Origin of the sequence: Prauserella shujinwangii, assembly GCF_003001955.1 — a bacterium.
Taxonomy (GTDB): domain Bacteria; phylum Actinomycetota; class Actinomycetes; order Mycobacteriales; family Pseudonocardiaceae; genus Qaidamihabitans; species Qaidamihabitans shujinwangii.
In genome coordinates this window covers 123,874-145,728 of record NZ_PVNH01000010.1, presented here as the reverse complement: position 1 = coordinate 145,728, position 21,855 = coordinate 123,874, and the positions used below count along the sequence as shown (strand labels likewise).

The 21,855-nt window shown below is 72.3% G+C and carries 23 protein-coding genes; 16 read left to right on the top strand and 7 right to left on the bottom strand.

The genetic code is table 11. The features are described 5' to 3' along the window. The first annotated feature begins 7 nt into the window (after positions 1-7). The 5 genes from B0I33_RS23315 to B0I33_RS23295 all read left to right on the top strand — a co-directional run bounded on the left by B0I33_RS23315 (position 8) and on the right by B0I33_RS23295 (position 5,563). Positions 8-2,767: a DEAD/DEAH box helicase gene (locus tag B0I33_RS23315; protein WP_106180993.1), complete on the top strand. Its 2,760-nt coding sequence runs from the start codon at positions 8-10 to the stop codon at positions 2,765-2,767. 102 nt (positions 2,768-2,869) lie between these two features. Continuing rightward, entirely contained in the window at positions 2,870-3,595 is a 726-nt protein-coding gene (locus tag B0I33_RS23310; RefSeq protein WP_106180992.1) for a DUF4333 domain-containing protein, read from the top strand. A gap of 41 nt (positions 3,596-3,636) precedes the next feature. Then, entirely contained in the window at positions 3,637-4,833 is a 1,197-nt protein-coding gene (locus B0I33_RS23305; protein ID WP_106180991.1) for a GNAT family N-acetyltransferase, read from the top strand. 59 nt (positions 4,834-4,892) lie between these two features. Then, a complete protein-coding gene (locus tag B0I33_RS23300; RefSeq protein WP_106180990.1) occupies positions 4,893-5,294 on the top strand; it encodes a DUF4333 domain-containing protein in 402 nt (133 codons plus the stop codon). Between the two features lie 20 nt (positions 5,295-5,314). Beyond that, positions 5,315-5,563, top strand: a complete 249-nt coding sequence (locus tag B0I33_RS23295) for a hypothetical protein (protein WP_106180989.1) — start codon at positions 5,315-5,317, stop codon at positions 5,561-5,563. Between the two features lie 2 nt (positions 5,564-5,565). Here the strand turns inward: B0I33_RS23295 and B0I33_RS23290 are convergent, their stop codons facing one another. Then, positions 5,566-6,507 carry a 5'-3' exonuclease gene (locus tag B0I33_RS23290; RefSeq protein WP_106181160.1) on the bottom strand — a complete coding sequence of 314 codons (942 nt, stop codon included), beginning with the start codon at positions 6,505-6,507 and terminating at the stop codon, positions 5,566-5,568. Positions 6,508-6,610: 103 nt separating this feature from the next. Here B0I33_RS23290 and B0I33_RS23285 point away from each other — a divergent pair, with 103 nt between their 5' ends. Genes B0I33_RS23285 through B0I33_RS23270 form a run of 4 tightly spaced genes read left to right on the top strand, consistent with a single transcriptional unit; the run spans position 6,611 to position 8,773 of the window. Further along, positions 6,611-7,750, top strand: a complete 1,140-nt coding sequence (locus tag B0I33_RS23285; RefSeq protein ID WP_106181159.1) for a M24 family metallopeptidase — start codon at positions 6,611-6,613, stop codon at positions 7,748-7,750. Further along, on the top strand, positions 7,747-8,202 hold the full coding sequence (locus tag B0I33_RS23280) for an Lrp/AsnC family transcriptional regulator (RefSeq protein ID WP_106180988.1): 456 nt from the start codon (positions 7,747-7,749) through the stop codon (positions 8,200-8,202). The genes B0I33_RS23285 and B0I33_RS23280 overlap by 4 nt, the downstream gene beginning before the upstream one ends. A gap of 27 nt (positions 8,203-8,229) precedes the next feature. Next, positions 8,230-8,487 carry a hypothetical protein gene (locus B0I33_RS23275; protein WP_106180987.1) on the top strand — a complete coding sequence of 86 codons (258 nt, stop codon included), beginning with the start codon at positions 8,230-8,232 and terminating at the stop codon, positions 8,485-8,487. Continuing rightward, positions 8,474-8,773 carry a hypothetical protein gene (locus B0I33_RS23270; RefSeq protein WP_106180986.1) on the top strand — a complete coding sequence of 100 codons (300 nt, stop codon included), beginning with the start codon at positions 8,474-8,476 and terminating at the stop codon, positions 8,771-8,773. Before B0I33_RS23275 ends, B0I33_RS23270 begins: the two co-directional genes overlap by 14 nt. A 13-nt stretch (positions 8,774-8,786) precedes the next feature. Here B0I33_RS23270 and B0I33_RS23265 read toward each other — a convergent pair whose 3' ends face one another. Continuing rightward, on the bottom strand, positions 8,787-9,860 hold the full coding sequence (locus B0I33_RS23265) for a GDSL-type esterase/lipase family protein (RefSeq protein ID WP_106180985.1): 1,074 nt from the start codon (positions 9,858-9,860) through the stop codon (positions 8,787-8,789). Positions 9,861-9,947: 87 nt separating this feature from the next. On the opposite strand from B0I33_RS23265, the gene B0I33_RS23260 reads away from it, so the two are divergent. Beyond that, positions 9,948-10,643: an HAD family hydrolase gene (locus tag B0I33_RS23260; protein ID WP_106180984.1), complete on the top strand. Its 696-nt coding sequence runs from the start codon at positions 9,948-9,950 to the stop codon at positions 10,641-10,643. 102 nt (positions 10,644-10,745) lie between these two features. Here B0I33_RS23260 and B0I33_RS23255 read toward each other — a convergent pair whose 3' ends face one another. After that, positions 10,746-12,137: a KamA family radical SAM protein gene (locus tag B0I33_RS23255; protein ID WP_106180983.1), complete on the bottom strand. Its 1,392-nt coding sequence runs from the start codon at positions 12,135-12,137 to the stop codon at positions 10,746-10,748. Between the two features lie 151 nt (positions 12,138-12,288). Here B0I33_RS23255 and B0I33_RS23250 point away from each other — a divergent pair, with 151 nt between their 5' ends. The 4 genes from B0I33_RS23250 to B0I33_RS23235 all read left to right on the top strand — a co-directional run bounded on the left by B0I33_RS23250 (position 12,289) and on the right by B0I33_RS23235 (position 16,882). Beyond that, positions 12,289-13,896 (top strand): amidohydrolase, encoded by a 1,608-nt coding sequence (locus B0I33_RS23250; protein WP_245900965.1) that lies wholly within the window; start codon positions 12,289-12,291, stop codon positions 13,894-13,896. A 79-nt stretch (positions 13,897-13,975) separates the two neighbouring features. After that, entirely contained in the window at positions 13,976-15,556 is a 1,581-nt protein-coding gene (gene lnt, locus B0I33_RS23245; RefSeq protein ID WP_106180982.1) for an apolipoprotein N-acyltransferase, read from the top strand. A gap of 23 nt (positions 15,557-15,579) precedes the next feature. Next, complete coding sequence (locus B0I33_RS23240; protein WP_106180981.1) at positions 15,580-16,350, top strand: polyprenol monophosphomannose synthase; 771 nt, start codon at positions 15,580-15,582, stop codon at positions 16,348-16,350. A gap of 37 nt (positions 16,351-16,387) precedes the next feature. Next, entirely contained in the window at positions 16,388-16,882 is a 495-nt protein-coding gene (locus B0I33_RS23235) for a hypothetical protein (protein ID WP_106180980.1), read from the top strand. 91 nt (positions 16,883-16,973) lie between these two features. On the opposite strand, the gene B0I33_RS23230 is transcribed toward B0I33_RS23235, so the two are convergent. The 4 genes from B0I33_RS23230 to B0I33_RS23215 all read right to left on the bottom strand — a co-directional run bounded on the left by B0I33_RS23230 (position 16,974) and on the right by B0I33_RS23215 (position 20,722). After that, complete coding sequence (locus B0I33_RS23230) at positions 16,974-17,318, bottom strand: RNA polymerase-binding protein RbpA (RefSeq protein WP_106180979.1); 345 nt, start codon at positions 17,316-17,318, stop codon at positions 16,974-16,976. Positions 17,319-17,546: 228 nt separating this feature from the next. Beyond that, the gene (locus B0I33_RS23225) at positions 17,547-18,302 is read right to left on the bottom strand and encodes a thymidine kinase (RefSeq protein ID WP_106180978.1); all 756 of its coding nucleotides are present in this window, start codon (positions 18,300-18,302) and stop codon (positions 17,547-17,549) included. Between the two features lie 27 nt (positions 18,303-18,329). After that, entirely contained in the window at positions 18,330-19,754 is a 1,425-nt protein-coding gene (locus B0I33_RS23220) for an MFS transporter (RefSeq protein WP_106180977.1), read from the bottom strand. Positions 19,755-19,936: 182 nt separating this feature from the next. After that, positions 19,937-20,722 (bottom strand): glycerophosphodiester phosphodiesterase family protein, encoded by a 786-nt coding sequence (locus B0I33_RS23215; RefSeq protein ID WP_106180976.1) that lies wholly within the window; start codon positions 20,720-20,722, stop codon positions 19,937-19,939. 201 nt (positions 20,723-20,923) lie between these two features. Here B0I33_RS23215 and B0I33_RS23210 point away from each other — a divergent pair, with 201 nt between their 5' ends. Further along, complete coding sequence (locus B0I33_RS23210; protein WP_245900992.1) at positions 20,924-21,241, top strand: hypothetical protein; 318 nt, start codon at positions 20,924-20,926, stop codon at positions 21,239-21,241. 159 nt (positions 21,242-21,400) lie between these two features. Further along, positions 21,401-21,850: a helix-turn-helix transcriptional regulator gene (locus tag B0I33_RS23205; RefSeq protein ID WP_245900963.1), complete on the top strand. Its 450-nt coding sequence runs from the start codon at positions 21,401-21,403 to the stop codon at positions 21,848-21,850. The last annotated feature ends 5 nt before the right edge of the window (positions 21,851-21,855 follow it).

Genomic DNA, 21,855 nt, shown 5'->3' with positions numbered 1-21,855 from the left:
TGATGCCGTGGCCTCATCGCTCTCTCGATCACCGGCGGAGGCCTACGCGGCCGCACAGCGGCGCGGTAGGTACCCGCAGCTGGCACGGTTCGCGGGGGAGGCGTCCTTCGAGTTCGACGACTTCCAGCTGCGCGGATGCGAAGCGCTGGAGGACGGGCACGGCGTGCTCGTGTGCGCCCCGACCGGCGCGGGCAAGACCGTCGTCGGCGAGTTCGCCGTGCACCTGGCACTCGCCGAGGGCCGCAAGTGCTTCTACACCACGCCGATCAAGGCCCTGTCGAACCAGAAGTACCACGATCTCGTCGAGCGCTACGGCGACGACGCGGTCGGGCTGCTCACCGGCGACACCGCGATCAACGGCAACGCGCAGGTCGTGGTGATGACCACCGAGGTCCTGCGGAACATGCTGTACGCGGGCTCGTCCACGATCAACGACCTCGGCTACGTCGTGCTGGACGAGATCCACTACCTCGCCGACCGGTTCCGCGGCGCCGTGTGGGAGGAGGTCATCCTCCACCTGCCCGAGCACATCCGCGTGGTCGGCCTTTCCGCGACCGTCAGCAACGCCGAGGAGTTCGGCGAGTGGCTCGTCGCCGTCCGCGGCGACACCGCGGTGGTGGTGGACGAGCACCGGCCCGTGCCGCTGTGGCAGCACATGCTCGTGGGCAACCGGATGCTCGACCTGTTCGCGGGCGAGCACGGCAACGAAGCCAAGATCAACCCCTCGCTGCTGCGCCGGGTCGAGGACACCGCGCGGATGCACGCGCCCGCCGGGCTGCGCGGGCCGAGGGGCCGCCGGGGGCAGCCACCGCGCGGCCCTCGCTTCCGCCCGCCGTCGCGGGTCGACGTGGTGGAGCGGCTCGACCGCGCCGGGCTGCTGCCCGCCATCGTGTTCATCTTCTCCCGCGCGGGCTGCGACGCCGCGGTCGGCCAGTGTGTGCGCTCCGGCCTGCGGCTGAACACCCCCGAGGAGATCGCGGAGATCCGCCGGATCATCCATGAGCACACCGCGGACCTCCCGGAGGGTGACCTCGGCGTGCTCGGCTACTGGGAGTGGCGCGAAGGGCTGGAGCAGGGCATCGCGGCCCACCACGCGGGGCTGCTGCCCGCCTTCAAGGAGACCGTCGAGGAGCTGTTCGTCCGCGGCCTGGTCAAGGTCGTGTTCGCCACCGAGACCCTCGCCCTCGGCATCAACATGCCCGCGCGCACCGTCGTGCTGGAACGGCTGGTGAAGTACAACGGGGAGGCGCACGTCGACCTCACGCCGGGCGAGTACACGCAGCTGACCGGCAGGGCGGGCCGCCGGGGCATCGACGTCGAGGGCCACGCCGTCGTGGTGTGGCAGCCCGGCGTGGACCCCAAGCAGGTCGCCGGGCTGGCCTCCACCCGCACCTACCCGCTGCGCTCGTCGTTCCGGCCCGGCTACAACATGGCGATCAACCTCGTCTCCCAGTTCGGCGCCGAGGAGGCCAGGGAACTGCTGGAGCAGTCGTTCGCCCAGTTCCAGGCCGACCGGTCCGTCGTCGGCGTCGCGCGGCGTATCGAGCGCAACAAGGAGGCGCTGCGCGGCTACGCGGAGGCCGTCACCGGCGACTTCGACGAGATGCTCGAGTACGTCGAGCTGCGGAAGAAGATCTCCGAGCGGGAGAAGGTGCTGGCCAGGCAGAACTCCGCCGCCCGGAGGGCCGAGACCGCCGAGTCGCTGGAGCGGCTGCGCAAGGGCGACGTGATCTCGGTCCCCCAGGGCAGACGCGCGGGGCTGGCCGTCGTGGTGGACCCCGGCCTGGACCCGGTGCGCGAGCCCCGCCCGGTCGTGGTCACCGAGGACCGCTGGTCCGGCCCGCTCTCCGTGGCCGACTTCTCCTCGCCCGTGGAGCGGCTGGGGCGGCTGCGCCTGCCCAAGCACGTCGAGCTGCGCTCGCCGAAGACGCGCCGGGACATCGCGTCGTCGCTGCGGGAGACCGGCATCTCCCGGCCCAAGCGGGAACGGCGCCGCTCCGGCGCCAACGAGGACGGCGAGCTGGCCGCGCTGCGCCGGGCCCTGCGCCAGCACCCGGCGCACGGCCTCGCCGAACGGGAGGCCAACCTGCGGTGGGTGGAGCGCTACCAGCGGCTGGCCGCCGAGACCGCCCAGCTGGAACGCAAGGTCGCGGCGACGACGCACTCGCTGGCCCGCGCCTTCGACCGGATCCGCGCGCTGCTGGCCGAACGCGGCTACCTCGGCGACGGCACGGACGACACCGACCGCATCACCGAGCACGGCAGGTGGCTCGCCCGCCTCTACAGCGAGTCGGACCTGCTCGCGGCCGAATGCCTGCGACACGACGTGTGGACCGGCCTGACCCCGCCCGAACTGGCCGCCGTCGTGTCCACGCTCGTGTACGAGGCCCGCCGCGACTCGGCCGCGGAGCCCCGGCTGCCCTCCGGCGGCGTTCCGGAAGCGTGGCAGGAGACCGTACGCCTGTGGACCGACCTCGCCGACGACGAGCGCAGGCACCGCCTCGACCGCACCAGGGAACCGGACGCGGGCTTCGCGTGGCCGGTGTACCGGTGGGCCAGGGGCGAGTCGCTGGAGAAGGTGCTGACCACGGCCGAGGCGAACGGGCAGGAGCTTTCCGCGGGCGACTTCGTGCGCTGGTCGCGGCAGGTGATCGACCTGCTCGACCAGATCAGGGACGTGCTGGGGAAGGACCATCCGGTCGGTGGCGCGGCCGCGAAGGCCGTGCGCGCGCTGCGCCGCGGTGTCGTCGCGGCGGGTGAGACCTGATCGCCGCCCGACCTTTATGCGCACCGAACCGCCCGCTGTGGTTGGATCGCGCACGGACGCCGTGGTAGGGAGCGACAACGTGGAGATGGCGGAGGCGAGACGATGAGCACGCCGTACGGAGGCAACGACCCCCAGCAGTGGGGCCAGCAACCGCCTTCCGGCCCCCCGTCCGGTGGGTTTCCCGACCCGGGCGGGTACGGCCAGCAGCCCCCGTACGGCCAGCCGGGCTATGGCCAGCAAGGCCAGCAAGGCCAGCCCGGGTACCCGCCGCCGGGGTACGGGCAGCAGCCCGGCTACGGCCAGTCAGGCCAACCAGGACAGCCGGGACAACCTGGACAACCTGGACAGCCGCCCCAGTACGGTCAGCAGCCCGGTTACGGGCAACCGCAGGCGCCCTACGGCCAGCCGCAGCAGCCGTACGGTCAGCAGCCCCCGTACGGCCAGTACGACTACGGCCAGCAGCAGGGCGGCTACGGGGCACCGCCGCAGCAGCCGGAGGGCAAGCCGGGCAAGGGCCTGTGGATCGGTCTGTCCGCGGCCGTCGTCGTGGTGGCCGCGGCCGCCGTGGTGCTGTTCCTGTGGCCTGGCCTGCTGGTGACCAAGGTGTTCGACAACCAGCAGATGCAGAGCGACGTCAAGGACCTGCTGACCAACAGCTACGGCGTCGAGAACGTCGAGAACGTGACCTGCCCCGCCGACCAGGAGGTCACCGAGGGCGCGACGTTCGAATGCCAGGTCACCGTCGGCGGCGAACAGCAGACGGTCACCATCACCGTCCAGAACGCCGACGGCCACTACCAGGTCAGCCAGCCCAAGCCGCAGGGGTAATCGAGTGGCGCGGACCCGCCGCGCCCGGCCAGCATCGAAGCATGAGTGATCACGAGATCCGGGTCCTGGCCGACGAGGAGCACCGCGCCGCCAACACCCTGTTCCGGGCGGCGATGCACGCCCCGAAGGCCGGTGCCGAGGACTGGGCGCTGGAGGCCCGCGGCTACCAGCCGGGCCGCACCCTCGGCGCCTTCGACGAGGAGCTGATCGGCACCGCCCAGTCGATCGACAGCGACCTCACCGTGCCCGGCGGCGGCACCGTGCCGCTGGCCGCGGTCACCCGCGTCGGCGTCCGCGCCGACCGGGTGCGGCGGGGCGTGCTCAGCGGGCTGCTGCAGCGGCAGTTCGCCGACTTCGCCGAGCGCGGCACGGTCGCCGCCGCACTGCACGCGAGCGAGGGCGCCATCTACGGCCGGTTCGGCTACGGGGTGGCGACCACGGGCCGCTCCTACGCCGTGGACCGCAGGATCGCGCGGCTGCGACCGGAGGTGCCCTCGGGTGGCGAGATCGAGCTGCTCGACACCGACACCGCGCTCGACCGGCTGCCCCGGATCTACGCCGGGCTGGAACGCCTGCGCCCCGGCATGCTGGCGCGGCCTTCGTACCTGTGGCTTTCCGAGGAACCGTTCCTGCGGCAGGCGGACACACCGCTCCGCGCGGCCGTGCACCACGGCCCGCGAGGCGCCGACGGCTACGCCCGGTACCTGGTGAGCCGCACGCCCGGCAGTCCCGTGACCGCCCGCGTGGTGGACTTCCACGCCGCCACCGCGGAGGCCTTCGCGGGCCTGTGGCGCTTCCTGCTGGGCCTCGACCTCGTCGACGTGATCGAGACCAGGAGCCGGCCGCTGGACGAGCCGGTCGAACTGCTGTTCACCGACCCGAGGGCGTGCCGCGTCACCGGCGTGCGGGACGAGATCTGGCTGCGGCTGGTGGACGTCCCGGCCGCACTGGCCGCGCGCGAACGGGACGCCGATCCGCTCGTCATCGAGGTGTCCGACCCCCGGCTGCCGGCCAACTCCGGCCGCTACCTGATCACCCCGGACGAGGTCACCCGCACCGACCGGCCCCCGGAGATCACCCTCGGCGCCGACACCCTCGCCATGCTCTACCTCGGCGGCTGGCGGCCGTCCGCCCTGGCGGCCGTGGGCAGGCTCGCCGCGGCGAACGCCGACGCGGAGCGGACCGCCGACCGGCTGTTCCGTGCACGACGCGCACCGTGGTGCGGTACCTTCTTCTGACTCGGTCAGCGATCAACGAGTTCGGAGTGTCCGGTTTGCGGGTACGCGATACGCGACGGATGGTCTCGGGAGCCGCGCTGGTGCTGCTCCTGGTCGGCGCCTGCGCCAGGGACGACGTCACGCCCCCGGAGACGTCCCCGAGCGCGCCGGGTGTCACCGAGACCGTGACGGCCACCGAACTGGCCGACGACGCCACCACCAGTGCGCCGTCACCGACCACCACCACGGCGATCACGAAGGTGTTCAACGCCGCGGTCATGGAGAACGACGTGCAGCGGCTGCTGACCGAATCGTACGAAGTACGGGACGTCCGCTCGGTCGACTGCCCCGCCGACCAGGAGGTCGAGCCGGGCAACACCTTCGACTGCGACGCCCTGATCGGAGGCGAGCCGCACACGGTGACGATCACCGTCACCGACGCCGAGGGACGGTACGAGGTGGGCCAGCCCGAACCGGCCTGACCCGCGTCAGGGGGTGAGCGATGAGTCCGGTGCTCTGGGTGCTGCTCGGCATCGTCGTGTTCGTCCTGCTGCCGGCCTTCCTGATCGACCTGCGCGCGCGGAGCCGGGGACACCGGCTCCGCGACTCCGGCTCGATGTGGGCCGACGTGCGGGACACGCGCAGGGACACCAGGGCGGGCCAGCAGGCGGGCTGGTTCGGCAGGGACATCCGCTGGACCGCCTTCGCCCGCCGCCACCGCCGTGACCGCCGTGACCGCCGTGACCGCTGAACTCAGCCGGACAGGGCCTTGAGCAGGCGGTCCACGGAGCCGCCGAGGTTCCAGCGCTCGGCGAGCGCCGCGACCCGGTCGGGATCGGCGGGCGCCGGGGGCACCCGGTCGTCCCCGGACAGCACGACCGGGGCGTCCGGCGCCACCCGCACCACGGTGGGCGCCGCCGCGAGGTACTCGGCGGCCTCGGCCAGCCGCGTCCTGGTCTTCACCGGAACCTCCGGGCTCTCGTCCCGGGCCGCCTTGAGCAGCGCCTCCAGCGAGCCGAACTGGGTGATCAGCTTCGCCGCGGTCTTCTCGCCGATCCCGGCGACGCCGGGCAGCCCGTCCGAGGGGTCGCCCCGCAGCGCGGCCATGTCGGCGTAGGCGGGCCCGGCGCTGTCCACCGGCACGCCGTAGCGGGCGGCCACCTCGGCCGGGCCGAGCACCTCCGCCTTCGCCCAGCCCTTGCCGACGTAGATCACCGACACCGGGGTGGGCTCGGCCCGGACCAGCTGGAACAGGTCGCGGTCTCCGGTGACCACCTCGACCGGGTCGGCGTCCTCCCGCGTGGCCAGGGTGCCGATCACGTCGTCGGCCTCGTACCCGGCGGCCTCCGCCGTCGCCAGCCCGACCGCCTCCAGTAGTTCGAGGATGACCGGCACCTGCGGGGTGAGCGTGTCGGGCACCTCCTCGACGTCCGGCCCTCCGGCACCGGTCTCGGCCACGCGGTGTGCCTTGTAGCTGGGCAGCAGGTCCACCCGGAACTGCGGGCGCCAGTCCGCGTCCAGGCACGCCACCAGGCGGCCGGGCCTGCGGTCGGTGAGGATCCTGGCCAGCGTGTCGGCGAACCCGCGGACCGCGTTCACCGGTGTGCCGTCGGGCGCGGTCATCGACTCGGGCAGCGCGAAGTACGACCGGAAGTACAGGCTCGCGGCGTCCAGCAGAGCGAGGGGAGCGGTCACCCGCACAGCGTGCCACGAACGGCCGACCGCCGACACGCCGCCGCGCGGTCGGCACCGGCGGGCTTCGGCGGCGCCCCACCGCGAGGGCACTAGGCTCATGGTCATGTCGAGCCGTTCCGCACCCGCCCCCGACCCCGCCAGCCTCCGCGCCCGCCTCGACCGCGCCCGTCGCGTCGCCGCGGACGCCGGGACGGACGCGTTGCTCATCGCGCCCGGTTCGGACCTGCGGTACCTGCTCGGCCAGGCGGGCGGCTCGTTCGAACGACTGACCACGCTCGTCCTGCCCGCGGACGGTTCGCCGCCCGCGCTGGTGCTGCCCAGGCTGGAGGCACCCGGCTACGCCGCCGTGCCCACCGACGACCTCGGCGTCGAGCTGGTCACCTGGGTGGACGGCGACGACCCCTACCGGCTCGTGGCCGACCGGCTCGGCAGCCCCGGCCGGGTCGCGGTCAGCGACACCATGGTCGCGTTGCACGTCCTGGCGCTGCGCCGCGCGCTGCCGGGCGCCGAGCAGCGGCTGGCCGGTCCGGTGCTGCGGGAACTGCGGATGCGCAAGGACGCCGCCGAGATCGCCGCCCTGCGCAAGGCGGGCGAGGCGATCGACCGCGTGCACGCGCGGATGGGCGAGTGGCTGCGCCCGGGCCGCACCGAGGCGCAGGTGGGAGCCGACATCGCGGCCGCCATCGTGGCGGAGGGGCACACCGAGGCCGAGTTCGTGATCGTCGGCTCGGGCCCGCACGGCGCCAGCCCGCACCACGACGTCTCGGATCGTGTGATCGAACGCGGCGATGTCGTCGTGGTCGACATCGGCGGCCCGATCCCGGAGGGCTACAACTCCGACTCCACCCGCACCTACGCGGTCGGCGAGCCCAGGGACGCCGACGTGGCCGACACCTACGCGGTGCTCCAGCGGGCGCAGCGGGCGGCCGTCGAGGCCGTGCGGCCCGGGGTGAGCGCGGGACACATCGACGACGTCGCCCGCGGGATCATCGCGGAGGCCGGTCTCGGCGAGTACTTCATCCACCGCACCGGGCACGGCATCGGCCTGGACGTGCACGAGGAGCCCTACGTGATGGGCGGCAACGACCTGCCGCTGGAGCAGGGGATGGCGTTCAGCGTCGAGCCCGGCATCTACCAGCCCGGCCGCTGGGGCGCGCGCATCGAGGACATCGTCGTCGTGACCACGGACGGCGCCGAGCCGCTGAACAACCGGCCGCACGAGCTCGTCGTGCTCGACTCATGAGCAACGGCTCGCTCGAACCGCTCGACCAGGCGATCGTGCGCGAGCTCGCGGCGGACGGCAGGCGCAGCTTCACCGACCTCGCCGAGCGGGTGGGGCTCTCGGTGTCCGCGGTGCACCAGCGGGTACGGCGGCTGGAGCAGCGGGGCGTCATCCGCGGTTACACGGCCAAGCTCGACGGCGAGCAGATCGGCCTGCCGCTCACCGCGCTCATCTCGCTCACGCCGAACGACCCCGCCGCACCCGACGACTACCCGCAGCGCCTGGAGCACATCCGCGAGATCGAGTCGTGTTACTCGGTGGCCGGGGACGAGTCGTACATCCTGCTGGTGCGGGTGGCGTCACCGCTGGCGCTGGAGGACCTGCTGCGCCGCATCCGGGAGTCGGCGAAGGTGTCCACCCGGACCACGGTGGTGCTTTCGACGCCGTTCGAGGGCCGTTCGCCGACCCTCTAGGGCCGGGCGAACGGTACGATGAAAGATATGGCAACGCGCAAGGTGACGCTCTCGCTGGACGCGGGAGCGCTGGAGTTCGCCGAACGGGCCGCGAAGGCGCACGGGGTGTCGGTGTCGTCGTGGCTGTCGAAGGCGGCCCGGCGCGAGGCCGTGCGTACCGGCTACTGGGCCGGCTCCGGTGCGCGTGCGGGGGGCGGGGAGCACACCGAGCACGCGGCCGCACTGGCGCGAGCCGACGAGCAGGAGGTCGCGACCGCGCTGGAGCGCCTGCGTGCGCAGGGGTGAGGTCTGGACCTACCACCCGCCGACCCAGCCGGAGCGCTCCCGCTCGGTGCTGCTGCTGTCCTCCGACGGGGTCAACGACTCCGAGCGACCCTGGCTGCTGGGCACCGAACTGCTCGAGGACGACCCGAGGGACATCCTCGGGGTGGCGGTGGACGGCCGCTACTGGGTGTCCACCCTCAACCTGACGCGCGTGTACCGGCCGTGGCTGGGCGAGTACGTCGCGGCGATCGGCACCGACGTGCAGGAGCAGATCGACAGCGCGCTGCGGGCGGCCCTGGACCTGTAGCGGGCGGCGGCGTTCACCCGGCCAGCACCGAGCGGGCCGGGTGCAGGTTGCCGTCCTCACCCTCCAGGCAGGCGGCCGCATCGTCGTCGGTGACCAGGAACTCGCTGACGCAGCGGGCGAACTGCGCGTGGCCGCGGGCGTTCGGGTGGAACGACTCCGCCAGTGCGTGCGACGCCCGGTCGACGGACTTCAGGTAGTCCCACTGGACGGTGAACCGGGTGAACCACTCGGAGCTGGGATCGTCGCCGCCACTGCACGCCTGGTGTCCCCGGCCTGCCCGGGACAGATCCAGGAAGCGGGCGCCCGCCTGTTCGGCCGCGGTGCGCAGGCCCGCCGAGAGCGTGGCGGTGCCGCCGTCGCTGATCCAGTGCAGGTCCTCCTTGCGGAAGGGGCAGCCGTCGAGGTTGCGCAGCCGCTCGGGCATGTCCGGCCCGATCGGTGCCGCGTAGGACTGCAGCACCAGCTCGTAGTCCTCGTCGGAGTAGCCCCGGTCGCGCAGCACCTTCCTGATGTCCTTCAGCGCGCCGGCGACCTTGGGCACCATCGCGTCGATCCGGGCCTGCCAGTCACGCTTGATCTGGTCGCTGCAAGGCGCGCGCTCGGACATGAACCACGCGGTGAAGCACTCGGAGATCAGCCGGGAGAACTGGGGATCGTCGTTGGCGCCCACCGCGACCACGACCGCGGCCACCCGGTGCGTCTCGGTCAGCTCCGCCAGCTGCTGCGACTGCGACGGCTCGGTCCACTGCTCGACGTCGCCGAGGGCGACGTGCGCGGACGGCGCGCCGGAGCAGGCGAAGTTGACCGACTCGGTGATGCCGGGCAGCTCGATCTGGTGCACCTCGGCATGGGGGGAGCGATGGCACCAGTTGCCGTCCTTGCCGTCGGTGGCGGGGGTGTAGTCGCCCGCGCCCTCGCCGGAGAGTGTGCTGTCGCCCATCGACACGATCGTCAGCGGGCCCGTTCCGGGTGGGCCGGGTGGATCGACGGGACCGGGGGCGTCGTCGCCGACGATGACGAACACGGCGACGAGCGCGGCGACCCCGACGAGCGCGATCGCTCCAAGCCACCAGCGCAGTCTGAGCATCGCGACCAGTCTAGGGAAAACCGGTGGCTCTCGGTCACCGTCCCATGGGTACACTCCGGCGTCCCGCGGACCGAGGGGAGGACAGCGATGCGCCGCCGCGACAACCAGGTGCTGATCTTCGACGCCGACGACACGTTGTGGGAGAACAACGTCCTGTTCGAGCGCGTGATCGACGACTTCCTCGACTGGCTGGCGCATCCCACCCTCGACCGCGGCGAGATCCGCGCGATCCTCGACGACATCGAGCGGGCGAACTCCGCCGTGCACGGCTACGGCAGCAGGGTGTTCCTCCGCAGCCTGCGCGAGTGCCTGACCCGGTTGCGCGAGCGCGAGGCGACCGAGGCCGAGCACCGCAGGATCGACGAGCTGGCCGCCGCCCTGCTGGAGAACCGGGTCGAGCTGGTGCCCGGTGTGGCCGAGACGCTGACCGCGCTCGGGCAGCGGCACGAACTGTTGTTGCTCACCAAGGGGGATCCGGCCGAGCAGCGGCGCAAGCTCGACGTCTCCCGGCTGGAACGGCACTTCCGCAGCGTGCACATCGTCGCCGAGAAGAACGCCGACACCTACTGGCAGCTCACCGAGGCGGAGTCGCTGGCGCCCGAGCGCACCTGGATGATCGGCAACTCACCGAAGTCCGACATCCTGCCTGCCCGGCAGGCGGGGCTGGGCGCGGTGTTCATCCCGAACGACAACACCTGGGTGCTCGAACACGACGAGCTGGACCCCGCCGACGACGGCGTGCTGCACCTGCCGCGGTTCACCGACCTGGTGCACCACTTCTAGCGCCCGCCCCGCTCGTGCGTGGGGAGCGTGGTTCTCACCACGTTTCCCACGCACGAGCGGGGACCGGGCACGGCACCGGCGCGGATGTGGCTCAGCCCTGGCTCAGCGCTGGTCCGCCCACCACTGCCTGCCCGCCTCGGGAAGTGTGGAGATCGGGTCGTAGTAGGGGTAGCGGCGGCGCAGCGCCTCGGGGTCGTCCAGCTCGATGCCGGTGCGGTAGTTCTTCGTCCAGTACGAGACGCCGCGTTCCCGGTCGTACTCGGCGAGCTGGTGCACCCAGCGCTTGCCGACGTAGGGCACGTCGCACACGATCCGCGGGGTGGCGTAGCCGGGCAGGTAACCCATGATCGCGTGCTGCAGCTCCTGCGCCTCCCACACGGCGAGCCGCCAGTGCTCGGCGTTCGGGATCATGTCGCACATGTAGAAGTAGTACGGCAGGATGTTCGCCTCGCCCTGCAGCGCGAAGCACAGGTCCAGCAGCTGCTCCTGGGTCGCGTTCACCCCGCGCATCAGCACGCCCTGGTTGCGGACGTCGCGCACCCCGACGTCGAGGGCGGTGCGGGACGCCTCGGCCACCAGCGGGGTCACCGACTGCGCGTGGTTGACGTGCGTGTGGATGGCGAGGTTCACCCCGCGGCGGTGCGCGGTCCCGGCGACCCGCTCGAGGCCTTCCACGACCTTCGGCTGCAGCCAGTGCTGCGGCAGGCCGGCCAGCGCCTTCGTGGCGAGGCGGATGTCGCGGACCGTGTCGATGTCCAGCAGGCGCATGAGGAACGCCTCCAGCTGGTGCCACGGCACGTTGGCGACGTCACCGCCGGAGACCACGACGTCGCGTACCCCGGGGGTGCGCTTCAGGTAGTCGATCATGGCGTCCTGCCGGTCGACCGGTTTCAGTTCGAGCTTGTGCTTGTCGATCTGTTCGGTGGAGTTGCCGACCAGGTCCATCCGCGTGCAGTGGCCGCAGTACTGCGGGCACGTGGACAGCAGCTCGGCGAGCACCTTGGTGGGGTAGCGGTGGGTCAGGCCCTCGACCACCCACATCTCGGCCTCGTGCAGCGAGTCGCGTTCCGAGTGCGGGTGGCTGGGCCACACCGGGTCGCGGTCACTGCGCACCGGAAGCATGTACCGGCGGATCGGGTCGGCGTAGAAGGCTTCGGTGACCTTCTGCGGGTCGGAACCCGCGTGCGGTGCCATCGTGTTGAGCATCTGCGGGGGCAGCAGCATCGACATCGTGGCCATGTCGTGCTGGTCGGCCGCGAGGTCCTCGTAGAACCGTTCCTCCAGCAGGTCGCCCATGAGCGCCCGCAGCTGCTTGAGGTTGCGGACGCAGTGGACCCGCTGCCACTGGGCGTCGCGCCATTCGGCCTCGGTCACGTCCCGCCAGCCCGGGAACCGGCGCCAGTCGGGTTCGACCAGCTCGGTCCGGCGGTAGGTGTACGGCTGTTGCTCGTGGGTGTCGGCCGTGGGCGAGGCAGGTGTCTGGGTCGCAGTCACTTCTGCTCCTAGCTGTCGGGATCGCGTGAAAATATCCTGTCACAGGACCCTCTGAGAGCAAATATTGCCGTTACGGTCGTGTTATGTGACGAGGTCACAGGCAAGGGGACCGCCTCGTGCCCAGCGGGGAGCGGCCAGGCAGACTCGGGGCGTGAACGACAACACGACCCTGCTCGTCGGCGGCCGGATCCACACCCCGGACTCGCCCGACGCCACGGCCATGGCCGTGACCGGCGGCACCGTCGTCTGGGTGGGCCAGGACGGCCCGGGCCGGGCGCTGCACCCCGACGCCGAGGTGGTCGAGCTGGACGGCGCGTTCGTCGCACCCGCCTTCGTCGACGCGCACGTGCACGCCACGGCGACGGGACTGCACCTGTCCGGGCTCGACCTCACCGGCGTGCGCGACGCCGCAGGCCTGCTCGCCGCCGTGCGCGAGGCGGCGGTCTCCACCGTGCCCGGCGAGGTGCTGCTCGCGCACGGATGGGACGAGTCCGGCTGGCGGGACCGGCGGCTGCCGAGCCGGGCGGAGCTCGACGCCGCCGCGGGCGAGGTCCCCGTCTACCTGAGCCGGGTCGACGTCCACTCCGCGCTGGTGTCCACCGCCCTCGTGGAGCTCGCCCCCGGCGCCCGCGACACCGCCGGCTGGTCGGCCGAAGGCCCGCTCACCCGCCAGGCGCACCACCTGGTCCGCGCCGCCGCGCGGGCCGCCGTCACCCCCGCCCAGCGGCAGCGGGCCCAGCGCGCCTTCCTGCGGGCCGCGGCCGCTGCCGGGATCGTCGCCGTGCACGAGTGCGCCGGTCCGGACGTCTCCGGCGAGGAGGACCTGGTCGACCTGCTGGCGCTGGCCGCCGAACCCGGGATGCCGGAGGTCGTGGCCTATTGGGGCGAGCACGGCGCGATCGACACCGCGCGCCGGCTCGGCGCGTCCGGGCTGGCGGGAGACCTGTTCGTGGACGGCGCCCTCGGCTCGCACACCGCGGCGCTGCACGAGCCCTACGCCGACCGGCCCGGCACCACGGGCGCCCGCTACCTCGACGCGGGCGCGATCGCCGAGCACGTCGTGGCCTGCACCGAGGCCGGCCTGCAGGCCGGTTTTCACGTGATCGGGGACGCCGCCGTGGCCGAGGTGGTCGAAGGGCTGCGCCGGGCGGAGGAGAAGCTGGGCCGCAGGGCACTCGCCGCGGCGAGGCACCGGCTGGAACACGTCGAGATGGTCGACACCGAGCAGGCCCGCGCGCTGGCGGGGTGGGGGGTGGCCGCCTCCGTGCAACCGCAGTTCGACGCCGCCTGGGGCGGCTCCGGCGGCATGTACGCCACGCGGCTGGGCGCCGAACGGGCCGCCGGGCTCAATCCCTTCTCGGCACTCGCCGCGGAGGGGGTCGTGCTCGCCTTTGGCTCCGACGCCCCGGTGACCCCGCTCGACCCGTGGGCGAGCGTGCGGGCCGCCGTCCACCACCGCACCCCCGGGGCCGGCCTTTCCGCCCGCGCGGCCTTCAACGCGCACACCCGCGGCGGGCACCGCGCGGCGGGTGTCCACGACGGCGTCACCGGCAGCCTCGTTCCGGGCGCACCCGCGCACTACGCCGTGTGGGACGCGGCCGAACTGGTCGTCGCGACGCCGGACTCCCGCGTGCAGCGCTGGTCCACCGACCCGCGCGCCCGCGTGCCCGGGCTGCCGCCGCTCGACCCCGGAGCCCCGCTGCCACGCTGCCTGCGCACCGTCCGCGCGGGCGAGACCGTCCACGACGCACTGTCATGAGTGACCCGTTACGGACATTTCTCGCCAGCAACGGGTCACTCATGACAGTCCGTTCACCGAGCCCGCCTAGGCTGGACGGGTGATCGCCACGGCCCCCGAGGAGGCTCGCACCGCGCCGGCGCCTGCCGGGTCACGGACGCGTCGTACCCGGCACGTACTGGGCAGGCTCGCGCTCGCCGTCGCCTCCGGCGTCGTCTTCTACCTCAGCTTCGCCCCGCGCGAGCTGTGGTGGCTCGCCCCGCTGGCGTTCACCGGCCTGGGACTGGCACTGCACGGGCGCCGCGCGTGGGGCAGCGCCGGGTACGGCTTCGCGTTCGGCCTCACGTTCAACCTCCTGCACCTGCGGTGGATCCAGGACTTCCTCGGCGAGGACTTCGGGCCGAGCCCGTGGCTGGGGCTCTCCGCCGTGCTCGCCGCGTACATCGGCGCGGCCTGCGCCCTGATGCCGCTGGTCAGCAGGCTGCCCGCCCCACCGGTGTGGATGGCACTCCTGTTCCTCCTGCAGGAGTTCGCCCGGTCCCGCTGGCCCGCCAACGGCTTCCCGTGGGGCCGGGCCGCGTTCAGCCAGCCCGAGGGCGCCTTCCTCGCCCTCGCCTCGGTCGGCGGCGCTCCGCTGGTCGGTTTCGCCGTGGTGCTCACCGGCTTCGGCCTGGCCTGGCTGCTCGTCCGCGTCCGCCGCGACGGACCCCGCCCCGCCCGGTCCTGGCTCGCCCCAGCGCTGACCACGCTGCTGCCCGTGTGCGCCGCGCTGGCCGTGTGGCCGACCGTCGGCACCGGGGCGCAGACCGGAACCCGCACCGTGGCCGTGGTCCAGGGCAACGCCCCCGATCTGGGCCTCGGGCTGCTCGGCGCGCGGGACGTCATCCGCGCCAACCACCTCGCCGAGAGCGACCGGCTGGCCGCCCGCGTCGAGGCGGGCGAGGTGCCCCGGCCCGATCTGGTCGTGTGGCCGGAGACGGCCACGGCCGCCGTCGGCGACGACGCGGCCCTCGACGCGATGGTCGACCGGTTCGACGCGCCCGCGCTGCTCGGCGTCCGCTACGAGTACCCGGACGGTGCGGTGGAGAACGCCGTCGCCGCCTGGTGGCCCGGTCAGGGGCAGGGGGAGCGGTACGCCAAGCAGGAACTCGTCCCGTTCGCCGAGTACGTGCCGATGCGCACGATCGCCCGCTGGTTCACCCCGTTCGTCGACAGCACGGGCGACATGCGCTGGGGCACCGAGCCCGGCGTGTTCGACATCGCGGGCACTCGCATCGGCGCGGCCATCTGCTACGAGGCCGCCTACGACTACGTCGCGCGCGGCGCCACGCGGGCCGGGGCACGGCTGCTCGTCGTGCCGACCAACAACGCCTGGTACGGGCCGGGGGAGATGAGCTACCAGCAGCTCGCCATGTCCCGCCTGCGTGCGGTCGAACACGGCAGGGCGGTGGTCGTGGCGGCCACCAGTGGGGTGAGCGCGATCGTGCGGCCCGATGGCAGTATCGAACAGGAGACCGGCCTGTTCACCGCGGCGTCACTGGTGGCCGACGTCCCGCTGCGGCAGGAGACTACGCTGGCGGATCGACTCGGCCCGTGGACCGAGTACGTGCTGGCCGGAGCCGCACTCGCCGCGGCCGCCGCCGGGTCCGTGCTCCGGCTGCGCGGCCGGCGCGCTCGGTGACACGCGAGAAGAAGGGGAGCAGCATGGCGGAGGGGACACAGCGCAGGGACGAGACCGACCCGGTGCTGGTGATCATCCCGACCTACAACGAGCGGGAAAACCTCACGCCCCTCGTCCAGCGCCTGCACGCGACGCTGCCGCAGGTGGACGTGCTGGTCGTCGACGACGGGAGCCCGGACGGCACCGGTGAGCTCGCCGACGAGCTCGCGGCCGCCGACGACCGCGTGCACGTCCTGCACCGCACGGAGAAGGCCGGTCTCGGCGCCGCCTACATCGCCGGGTTCCACTGGGGACTGGACCGCGACTATCGCACGCTCGTCGAGATGGACGCCGACGGCTCGCACGCGCCGGAGGACCTGCCGCGCATCCTGGCCGCGCTCGGCGACGCCGACCTGGTCATCGGCTCCCGCTACGTGCCCGGCGGCAGCGTGGTCAACTGGCCGCTCCGCAGGGAGCTGCTGTCCCGGGGTGCCAACATCTACTCGCGCCTGGCGCTCGGCGTGCCCGTCAACGACATGACCGCGGGCTTCCGCGCCTACCGCCGCGAGGTGCTCGGCAAGCTCGCGCTCGGCGAGGTCGCCTCCCATGGCTACTGCTTCCAGATCGACCTGACCCTGCGCACCGACCGCGAGGGCTTCACGATCGTGGAGGTACCCATCACCTTCACCGACCGGGAGATCGGTGAGTCGAAGATGAGCTCCTCGATCGTCCGCGAGGCGTTCGTCCTCGTCGCCGCCTGGGGGCTGCGGCGCCGCGCCGAGCAGCTGCGCGCCCTGCTGCGCAGGCTCCGCTGAGGCCCGGCGAGCCGAGCCGGTCACCGGGGGTTCCGCCATGGATGCCGCGGCAGGTGGATGGTCACCCGCACCCCGACAGCCGTGGGACGGCTGGGGCGAGCTGCCGCTCGGCCCGGACGCGTCCGCCGGTGACGGAGCCGTCGTCGCCCTCGGGGTCGTGTGCGGTCTCCGCGTTCCGTGGGACCAGTCGACCCGTCAGGTCAGTTTCGCCCTGAACGAGTACGTCGACCTCGAATCCGGCAAGCGCGTCGTCCTCGGCAACCAGCGTGGTGTGACCATCGGCGAGCGCGGCGGTTCCCCGTCGGACTTCCGGGGCTTCACGGAAGAGGAGCTCCGGGAACTTCTCGTCGGAGGCCTGCTGCCGGACGAGGGAGACGAGGAGGACGCCGGAGAATCCCGTCCGTGGAGCCGGCTGGCGGAGCTCGCCGCGGCCCGTGGTGTCACGGTGACGCCGGAGGAGCTCAAGGCGCTCCCGTACATCTTCGAGTTCCGCCCCGCGGTGCGGGCACTGCTGCGGACAGCGGAGTCCTGACCGGCCCAGCCGGAAGCCCGGACGCACACAGCAGCGCCCCCGCGGCGAGAGGACGCGGGGGCGCTGCCCTGTGGTGGGAGCGGTGGCCTGGCTACGCGCTGCGGCTGCGCCGGCCCTTGAGCTCGGCGAGCCGCTCGTTCAGCAGTTCCTCGAGCTCCGGAATCGAACGCCGCTCGAGAAGCATGTCCCAGTGCGTCCGAGGAGGCTTGACCTCCTTGGGCTCGGCCTGGCCACCCTCGACGATCTCCGACTCGGTGCCGTGCAGCCGGCACTCCCACACGGTCGGGATCTCGGCGTCGTCCGAGAACGGCACCTCGAACTCGTGGTTCTTCGGGCACGAGTAGCGTACGGTCCGCCGGGGGGCGAGGTCGTGATTGCGGTCGGTTTCGTAACTGACCGCTCCCAACCGGCTTCCACGAAGAACACGGTCGGCCATGATGGGTCCTTTCAGTCGGCTCCCAGGCGGGAGCCAGGGCGATGCTCACCCTGTGCAACGACACTGACCGGGTCAGGAATTCCCGGTACAGCATGTCCTTACTCACGATGGGCTGCGTCACCCGTCGGAACAGCTTTCTCTGATGGGAGACGTTTTCAGTCTCGTCGTGACGCGCCATGCCCTGTTATCTGGGAATAATCCCCCACTTGGGCTATGAAGCGTCGCCACTCAGGTCAGTCGCAACTGGCCCTGCCGGGCCATCGAGGGCCCGACATCGCCGAGACGAAAGTGGCGCCGACAAAGTACCTGGTAACGGACGGTAGCCGAATCGATCGGTTCGTGTGTCGGAGCGGAATTCACTCCAGTGGCTTGCCCGGTGTCCGCCACGAACACCGTCTCACCCGTCCGCAGCACCTCGCCGTCCCGCACCCGCGCGTTGAACCGCCCGGGCAGGCCACACCAGCACAGCACCTCCACCTGCACCGGCTGCAGCTCGTCGGCCAGCTCGAACAGCCGCCGCGCCCCCGGGAAGAGCTCGCTGCGGAAGTCGGTGGCGATGCCGAAGCAGTACACGTCGATCCCTGCGTCGTCGGCCAGCTCGGCCAGCTGCTCGACCTGGGCGGGGGAGAGGAACTGCGCCTCGTCGACGATGAGGTAGTCCACATGGCGGCCCCGCGCCCACAGCTGCCGCACCAGGTGCCGCACGTCGGTGCCCGCCTCGACCTCGAACGCGTCCCTGGTGATGCCGATGCGGCTGGTGATCCGCGCCGAACCAGACCGGTCGTGCCGCACCAGCAGCACGCCACACCTGCCCTGCCTGGCGTGGTTGTGGTCGATCTGCAGCGCCAGCGTCGACTTGCCACAGTCCATCGGCCCGTAGCAGAACTTCAGCCTCCCGGCCACGGGCATCCCGCGACGGTCGCCCGCCGCGGGCACCGCCGACAGCGCATCGGTGGGGTCCAGCTCGTCATCCAGTGCGGTCACGAGCGAGCACCCTAGCGGCCGCCGCCGCTACAGGACCGCGGGCTCGCGGTTACCCGCCGCCGCGATGGCCCTTCTCACAGGCACCAGCGCCACCAGCACGAAACCCGCCACGAAGAACACGGCCAGCGCGACGATCGCGTACCGGAACGACCCGGTGGCGTGGCCGACGCCCGCGAACAGCAACGGGCCCAGCCACGACGTCCCCCGTTCACCGATCTCGTACAGGGAGTAGTACTGTGCCTCCTTGCCCGCGGGGATCATCTGGCTGTACAGCGACCGCGACAGCGCGTTGGTGCCGCCGAGCACCAGGCCGATGCCGCCGGCGACGGCGTAGAACTGCAGCTCCTTGCCCGGCTGGATGAAGTACGCGGCGCAGATCACCACGATCCACACGAGCAGGCTGCCGAGGATGGTCTTCTTCGCCCCGATCCGCTGGGCGACGAACCCGTGCAGCATCCCGCCGAGGTAGGCGACGAACTGGATGACGAGGATCGTGGTGATCAGCACCTCGTTGGCGAACTTCAGCTCGTCCTTGCCGTACTGCGCGGACACCGCCACCACCGTCGAGATGCCGTCGGTGAACACGAGGTAGGCGCCGAGGAACGCCAGCGTCAACGGGAACGCCCGCGCCGCGCGCAGCGTCTGCCACAGCTCGGAGAAACCGGCCCGCACGATCGACGCGCCGCGCTCCCGGCCGTGCGGCGGCTGGTGCTCGTGCAGCCTGCGCAGCGGGATGAGCGTGAACAGTCCCCACCACAGGCCCGCGCTGAGGAAACAGATCCGCACGGCGAGCGACTCGCTCACCCCGAACGCGTCACGGCTGAGGTAGAACGCGAGCTGCAACGCCAGGGCGAGCCCGCCCCCGAGGTAGCCGAACGCCCAGCCGCGCGCCGACACCCTGTCCCGCTCGTCGGGGGTCGCGATGTCGGGCAGGAACGAGTAGTAGACGACGATCGAAGCCCCGTAGCCGACGTTGGCGATGACGTAGAGCACGACGCCGAGCTCCCAGCGCCCGTCGGCGAGGAAGAACAGCAGCGCCGACGCGGTGGCGCCGACGAACGCGAACGCCCCGAGGATGCGCTTCTTGTACTGGCTGCGGTCGGCGATGGCGCCCGTGATCGGCAGGATCAGCACCTGGATGACCGTCGCGGCCGACAGCAGGTAGCCCCACAGCGAACCCGCCGGGAACGCCAGGCCGAACAGCGTGATGTCGCAGTTCTGCAGCGTGTTCTCGGCGCCCTGGGCGTCCACGCACGGGGTGGGGCCGTTGCGGGCGATGTCGGCGCGGGCGTCCTGCGCGGCGACCGAGCCGGTGTACAGGGCGCCGAACACGGTGATCACCGACGTGTAGAACGCCGAGTTCGCCCAGTCGTAGAAGTACCAGCCGCGTTGCTCCCGCTTGCGGTCGCGGACGTCGGCGACCGGAGCCGGGCCTTCGGGAACAGTGGTCATGCCGGGCTCCCTGCCAGAAGATCGTCGAGCTGAGCGGAGACTACTGCTCGCGTGCGCGCGCGGCGTGGGCGGGCAGGGCGATCGTGGCCGAACCGTGCCCACCCGGCCGCCCCGCTCGTGAGCGGGAAACGTGGTTCTAACGACGTTTCCCACTCACGAGCGGTGACCGGCTCGGTCGGCACTCACCGCGCCGTCGGCCAGCAGCCGCGTTCGGTGAGCACCTCGCGGAGCAGGTCGGGGCGGTCGGTGACGATGCCGTCGACCCCGAGGTCGAGCAGTGCGCACATCTGGGCCTTGTCGTCGATCGTCCACGTGTGCACCTCGACGCCCGCGCGGCGGGCAGAGCGGAGGAACGCCCGGTCGACCACGGTCATCGGCCCCTGCCGGACCGGGACCTGTGCCATGGCGCCCCGGCTGAGGAACCCGAGCCGCAGGAACGGCAGCCAGCCGTTGGCCCACAGCACGGCCGCCGAACGCGGCCCGAGCGAGGTCATCAGCTTGGGTCCGGCCAGCTTCCGCAGCCGCGCGAGCCGCGCGTCGGAGAACGCCGCGGCCGCCACCCGGTCGAACGCGCCGAGGCGCTCGACGACGCGGACGAAGGGCTCCACGGCGGAGTCCGCCTTGACGTCCACGTTGAACCGGGCTCCGGGCAGCTCCTCCAGGACATCCTCGAGCCGGGAGATCCCGGCCCTGCCGCCGACCTTGGCCCTGCGCACGGTCTCCCACCGCTGCCGCGCGATGGGACCGGTGCCGTCGGTCGTGCGGTCCAGCAGCGCGTCGTGGTGCACGACGACCACGCCGTCCGATGTGGCGTGCACGTCCGTCTCGACGTAGTCGAACCCCTCGGCCACGGCGCGCTGGAACGCGGGCAGGGAGTTCTCCATGCCGTCGAGGTCGCCCAGGTGCCAGCCCCGGTGGGCGAAGGCCCTGGGGAGCGGGGTGGCGAGATAGGGGTGTGAGGTCGGCACGTGTCCAGTCTGCCTGCCCGGCGTGGCCGCGGCATGTGCTGGCGGTTGCCGCCGGGTGACCGTTCGCCGGGCCGGGGGCCGGGTCGGCGCGGCGCGCGGGGCGGCCCGGGGCGACCGGTTAGGGTCTCGATCGTGAACGACGCAGGGGAGGAGCGCGGGGCAGGCGACCCGGCGGGACACGGGGTCGCGCTCCGCAGGCGTGTGGTCCACTACTGCGGCTGGTGCGGCAAGCGGGTCGAGCAGAACGGGACCGTCGGGCGCCGACGCCGCTACTGCGGGCAGTCGTGCCGGCAGCGGGCCTACGAGCGGCGGATCGCCGTGCAGCGCGGCGGTCTGCCCGAGGACGCCGTCGTGCTCTCCGGGGCGGAGCTGGCCACGCTGCAGGACCGGCTGTTCCAGCTCCGGTGCGCCGCGGAGGACGTGGGGACGGCGGCGGAGGACGGCGCCGACGCCGAGGAGCTGCGCCGCCTGGCGCGCGAGCTCGCGCGTACCGCCCAGGACCTCGAACAACTCCGCTGACCGGCAATCCAACCCACCCCCACCCGAAACGTCACGGTGACGAATTCGGAGGTCGCCGGGCGTTCCGTGGAGCGGTGGCTGGCACAGCACCCGTGTTCACCGCGCCGAATGAGCCAGTTGTCGCGCACCGGGCGAGGGGAGTGGGGTAGCTTCGGGCACGTGACCAGCAAATCCGCCGGCGCGCACGAACAGCGTCTGCACGACCTCGCGCGGCTCCGTCGCGTCCGCGACCGGATCGACCGGGAGTACGCGCAGCCGCTGGACGTCGAGGCGCTCGCTCGCAGCGTGCACATGTCGGCGGGCCACCTCAGCCGCGAGTTCCGGCGTGCCTACGGCGAGTCGCCGTACAGCTACCTGATGACGCGCCGCGTGGAACGCGCGATGGCGCTGCTGCGCCGTGGCGACCTCAGCGTGACCGAGGTGTGCTTCGCGGTCGGCTGTTCGTCGCTGGGCACCTTCAGCACCCGCTTCACCGAGCTGGTCGGGGTGCCGCCCAGCACCTACCGGCGCGAGGGCGCGACGCAGATGGCGGGCGTGCCGCCGTGCGTGACGAAACAGGTGACCCGACCGATCAGGAATCGAGAAGCGCGGTCATCGGCGCGCACATAGTGTGA